Raw genomic sequence first — 3,927 nt, forward strand, 5'->3', positions numbered from 1 at the left:
TGCACGGCCGCCAGCACCCGGTTGGTCAACGCCAGCGCCAGGTCGTCCGCGCCGTCGTCGTGGGCCGCGACGGCCTCCAGCACGATGACCGCGGGCAGCTCCGCCTCGGCCGCCGGGGCCTCCGCCAAGGCGGTGATGTCGGCGGCGGAGCGGACCGCGACCCAGGTCGGCGGCTCACCGGCCGGCGCCTCGGCTCCGGGCAGCGCGGTCCACTCCACGCGGAACAGCGAGTCGTCGCCCGCCGGGCCCGCCGCGGTCTCCAACTGCCCCGCGGCCAGCGGTCGCAGCTCGGCCGACTCGGCTCGCAGCACCAGACCGCCGGCCTGGTCGACGGCCTCCAGCGCCAGCGCGTCCCGGCCGTGCGGAGTGATCCGTGCCCGCAGCGCCGTGGCGCCCACGGCGTGCAGCGCGAGACCGTGCCAGGTCAGGTACTGCCACACCCGGGAGTCCCCGTCGGCCACGGCCGCGTCCAGCAGCGCCGGGTGCAGTGCCGCGTCCAACAGCGCCGGGTGCAGCCCGAACCGCCGGGCCTCCTCACGCTCGTCCTCGGGTACGGCGACCTCGACGAGGATCTCCTCACCGAGCCGCCAGAGCCCGCGTACGGCCTGGAAGAGGGGCCCGTGCTCGTAACCGCGCCGGACCAGGCCGTCGTACAGGGCCTCCACGTCGACGCGCCGGGCACCGACCGGCGGCCAGGCACCGAAGTCGCCCTGCGGGCTCTCGCCCGGCTTGGGCGTCGCCGTCAGCACACCCGTGGCGTGCCGCACCCAGGCCTCCGCCCCGATCACCTCGGTGGCGTCCTCGCGCGTCGAGTACACGGTGACCGTACGGCAGCCGCTCTCGTCCGCGCCGCCGACCGCGACCTGCACGCGTACCCCGCCCTGCTCCGGCAGCACCAGCGGCACGGTGACCGTGAGTGCGTCGACGGTTCCGCACCCGACCTCGTCACCGGCCCGCACGGCCAGCTCGACCAGGGCCGCGGCGGGGACGAGGACCACCCCGCCGACGGTGTGGTCGGCCAGCCAGGGGTGGGTGCGCAGGGAGAGTCGGGAGGTGCACAGCACTCCGCCGCTGTCCGGCACTTCCACGACCGCACCGATCAACGGATGGTCCGTGGGCGCCTGCCCGAGGGCGGTGGCGTCGGTCGCCCCGTTCAGCCGGAGCCAGTAGTGGCGGTGGTCGAAGGCGTACGTCGGCAGGTCGAGGGGGGTGCCGTCGACTTCGGGCAGGACACCCGCCCAGTCCACCGCCACGCCCCTGACGAAGAGTTCGGCCATCGACGTCAGCAGCCGTCGGGGGCCGCCCTCCTCCCGGCGCAGGGAACCGCTGACGACCGCCTCGGACTCCGCCTCGTCCACGGTCTCGTTCACCGGCTGGACCAGGACCGGGTGGGCGCTGGACTCGATGAACACCGAATGCCCCTCGGCCAGCAGCGACGCCACCGCCGGACCGAAACGCACGCGGCTGCGGAGATTGCGGTACCAGTAACCGCCGTCCAGGACACCCGCCTCGCGGACCCACTCGCCGGTCACGGTGGAGAAGAACGGCACCACCGGCGCCTGACCGCGAATGTCCGCGAACGCGTCCGCCAACGCCGCCTCGATCGCCTCGACATGGCGGGTGTGAGACGCGTAGTCCACGGCGACCCGGCGCACGCGTACGCCGTCGGCCTCCAACGCGGCCAACGCCTCGTCCAACGCCTCGGCATCTCCGGCGATCACCGAGGAGGAGGGGCTGTTGACCGCCGCGACCTCGACTCGGCCTTCCCACGCGGCAATCCGCTCCGCCGCCTCCGCCTCCGGCAGCGCCACCGAGGCCATTCCGCCCCGGCCCGCCAGCTCACCGGCGATCACCTGACTGCGGACGGCGACGATCTGCGCCGCATCTTCCAGGGACAGCGCACCGGCGACACAGGCAGCGGCGATCTCGCCCTGCGAGTGACCGACCACCGCATCCGGCACCACACCCACGGACGCCCACACAGCAGCCAGACCGACCATCACCGCGAAGCTCGCCGGCTGGACCACATCCACCCGGTCCATCAGGTCGGTCTCACCGCGCAGGACGGCCCGCAGGTCCCAGTCCACCCACGGCTCCAACGCCCGGGCGCACTCCTCGATCCGCTCCGCGAACACCGGCGAGGACTCCAGCAACTCCCGGCCCATCCCCGGCCACTGCGAACCCTGCCCCGGGAAGACCAGGACCGTCCGCCCGGACGCCCCCGCAGCACCCGTCACCAGACCGGGCGCCGACTCCCCCCGGGCCAGCGCGCCCAGCCCGGCCACCGCCTCCTCCCGCGACCCGGCCACGACCACGGCCCGCTCGCCGAGCAGGGCTCGCTGGGCGACGAGGGCGCTCGCGAGGTGAGCGAGGGGTGCTTCAGTGGACGTGGCGAACGCGGCCAGGCGTGCGGCCTGGCCCGCCAGGGCTCCTTCGGAGGCCGCCGACACCACCAGGGGGACCACCCCGTCGACCGGGGTCACCGGTTCCGCGGCCGGTTCCTCCGGGGCTTCCTCCAGGATCAGGTGGGCGTTGGTGCCGCTGACGCCGAAGGAGGAGACGCCGGCCCGGCGTGGGCGTCCGGTCTGGGGCCAGTCCCGCTCCTCGGTCAGCAGCTCGATCGCCCCGGCCGACCAGTCGACCTCGGACGAGGGGGTGTCGACGTGGAGGGTGGCGGGGAGGACGCCGTGCCGCATCGCCTGGACCATCTTGATCACACCGGCGACACCCGCGGCGGCCTGCGTGTGCCCGATGTTCGACTTCAACGAGCCCAGCCACAGCGGCCGTTCGCGGTCCTGGCCGTAGGTGGCGAGCAGCGCCTGCGCCTCGATCGGGTCACCGAGGACGGTACCCGTGCCGTGGCCCTCGACCGCGTCCACGTCCGCCGGGGTCAGGCCCGCCTCGGCCAACGCCTTGCGGATCACGCGCTGCTGCGAGGGGCCGTTCGGGGCGGTCAGGCCGTTGGAGGCGCCGTCCTGATTGACGGCGGACGCGCGGACGACGGCCAGTACCCGGTGCCCCTTGCGCCGCGCCTCCGACAGCCGCTCCAGGACGACCACGCCCGCGCCCTCGGCCCAGCCCGTGCCGTCGGCCGCGTCGGCGTACGACTTGCAGCGGCCGTCGGCGGCCAGCGCCCGCTGCCGCGAGAACTGCATGAACATCCCGGGGCCGGCCATGACGGTGGCACCGCCGGCCAGGGCCATCGAGCACTCCCCGCGGCGCAGCGCCTGGGCGGCCAGGTGCATGGCGACCAGGGACGAGGAGCAGGCGGTGTCCACGGTCACCGCGGGGCCTTCGAGCCCGAAGACGTACGAGATGCGGCCCGAGGCCACGCTCCCGGTGGTGCCGGTGCCGGTGAAGCCCTCCAGCTCCGGTGGGACCGGGCCGCCGGTGGCGTAGCCCTCGTTGATGACGCCCACGAAGACGCCGACGTCGGAGCCCTTGAGCGTGAGCGCGTCGATGCCGGCCCGCTCCAGCGCCTCCCAGGACATTTCGAGGAGGAGTCGCTGCTGCGGGTCCATCGCCACCGCCTCACGCGGCGAGATCCCGAACAGGCCCGCGTCGAAGAGGGCCGCCTCGTGCAGGAAGCCGCCCTGGTCGACGTAGGACTTGCCCGTCTTGTCGGGGTCGGCGTCGAACAGNNCGGTCGGTCGGGAACGGCGAGATGCCGTCGCCGCGTTCGCGGACGAGTCGCCACAGGTCGTCGGGGCCGGTCACCCCGCCGGGCAGTCGGCACGCCATGCCCACGATCGCGATCGGCTCCGCCTTCTCGGCCTCAAGTTCACGGACGCGTTGCTGGGAGCGGCGCGCGTCGGCGAGTACGCGCTTGAGGTAGTCGCGAAGCTTGCTTTCATCCGCCATTGCGGGTCAGCTCCTAGTGGGGCTAAGGCGTCAGGTGGACTGCGGGGCGGGCGTGGTCGTGGGGGG

At 74.0% G+C, this 3,927-nt stretch carries 1 pseudogene; it reads right to left on the minus strand.

The window, feature by feature from the left end:
- Positions 1-317: 317 nt before the first annotated feature.
- Positions 318-3,861: pseudogene (locus tag CCN44_RS17330) on the minus strand (type I polyketide synthase); the annotation flags it as partial.
- Positions 3,862-3,927 lie beyond the last annotated feature (66 nt).

It is taken from the genome of Streptomyces tricolor (assembly GCF_002155905.1).
GTDB classification, from domain to species: domain Bacteria; phylum Actinomycetota; class Actinomycetes; order Streptomycetales; family Streptomycetaceae; genus Streptomyces; species Streptomyces tricolor.